Origin of the sequence: Okeania sp. SIO2B9, assembly GCF_010672505.1 — a bacterium.
GTDB classification, from domain to species: domain Bacteria; phylum Cyanobacteriota; class Cyanobacteriia; order Cyanobacteriales; family Microcoleaceae; genus Okeania; species Okeania hirsuta.
The window spans coordinates 1-1,677 of record NZ_JAAHGK010001494.1; the positions used below are offsets into that span (position 1 = coordinate 1).

Annotated in this window: 2 protein-coding genes; both read left to right on the forward strand. The window is 33.2% G+C overall.

The window, feature by feature from the left end:
- Positions 1–533 precede the first annotated feature (533 nt).
- Positions 534–1,064: a hydrogenase nickel incorporation protein HypB gene (gene hypB / locus F6K13_RS31990; RefSeq protein WP_287289723.1), complete on the forward strand. Its 531-nt coding sequence runs from the start codon at positions 534–536 to the stop codon at positions 1,062–1,064.
- A gap of 11 nt (positions 1,065–1,075) precedes the next feature.
- The gene (hypB, locus tag F6K13_RS31995; RefSeq protein ID WP_287289725.1) at positions 1,076–1,384 is read left to right on the forward strand and encodes a hydrogenase nickel incorporation protein HypB; all 309 of its coding nucleotides are present in this window, start codon (positions 1,076–1,078) and stop codon (positions 1,382–1,384) included.
- The last annotated feature ends 293 nt before the right edge of the window (positions 1,385–1,677 follow it).

The window sequence follows — 1,677 nt, forward strand, 5'->3', positions numbered from 1 at the left end:
TTTAAAATCTGTATCTAATATGATTCGTTTAGGTTTAACTTTAGAGACTATTGCTGAATATTTAGATTTGCCTTTAGAGGAAGTTCAAAGATTAGCAAAATTGACCGAAAACAGAGATTAATTTTTTTTTAATTTAATTAAGTAGGTAGACGCGAATAAACTTCACTATATAACCAAATGTTGGTGCAGTCTCAACCCTTGAGATTGCTATCCGTTCCGGAATGCTCCGCAAACCTTCCACTTCGTTACAGTCGCAATGACGTACTTGTAAATTTTCCCACTTACCAAAAAATGAGGTCTAAAGCCTCCCCTTTTAAGAGGATGAAAAAAATGTTTAATATCAAATCCGCATAGAATAAAAGGTGTTAACTATATATATACACCTTTTTTTTAACCCGGATTTGGTATAACTCAGTATTTCAAGCCTCCGAGTTAAGTCGGAGGTACTGATAACTGATAACTGATAACTGAAATGACCTACTTATAATCAAATCTCAAAAACAAAAAATCAAAGAAATGGAGAAAGAAAAATTATGTGTGTAACTTGTGGTTGTTCCGGTAATAATGAAATTACTATTACTAATTCTCAAACAGGAGAAAAAATGACAGTAGATAAGCATCATTCCCATACTCATACTCTCCCAGATGGAACTATTATTACTCATACTCATTCTGATAATTATACTCCTGAACATAATCATAAGGAAACGGCAGAAGTTCATGCTAAAATGCACCAAACTACTATTAGTTTAGAACAGAAAATTTTACAGAAAAATGACCTGATAGCTGCCCAAAACCGAGGCTGGTTTAAAGGTCGAAATATTCTGGCTTTAAATTTAGTTAGTTCTCCTGGTTCTGGCAAAACAACTTTATTAACTCGAACTATTAATGATTTAAAATCTGAATTGACTTTTAGTGTTATAGAAGGAGACCAAGAAACTATTAATGATGCAGAAAAAATTCGCCAAACTGGTTGTAAAGTAGTGCAAATTAATACTGGTAAAGGCTGTCACTTGGAAGCGGCAATGGTAGAAAAAGGTTATACAGAATTAACCCTCCTTTAGATTCAATTTTGATGATTGAAAATGTGGGGAATTTAGTTTGCCCTGCTCTATTTGATTTAGGAGAAAATTGTAAGGTAGCAATTCTATCAGTTACCGAAGGAGAAGATAAACCGATTAAATATCCCTATATGTTTCGAGAAAGTCAGGTAATGATTTTGACGAAAATTGATTTATTACCTTATGTACAATTTGACGTTAATCGTTGTATTGAATATGCAAAACAGGTAAATCCTAATATTAAGATTTTCCAGGTTTCTGCCACAAGTGGGGAAGGTTTAAATGATTGGTATGAGTGGTTGAAAAATCAAATTATTTCTTAGAGAAAATAAGGAAAGGAAACAGAGGAGAAAGAAGACGAAGACTCGCTCGCCAGAGTTATGAATCGCTGTATTTCTTGCTCCTCTCAGGCTTTTGGTGTAAATTTTATAAAATTGTACTTAAAAAAGATAACTATTTCATCCATTTGTCTATAAATATTAACAAGGTATTATATCAAATCCGGTAGCATCGGAGTAATTAAACCTGAATTTTCGGCCACCAATGGTACTGGGTTATAGCCTTGATTGCAAATTGCTGTGTTAAAAGAACTTGACAACGCTCAAACAGAATTTCT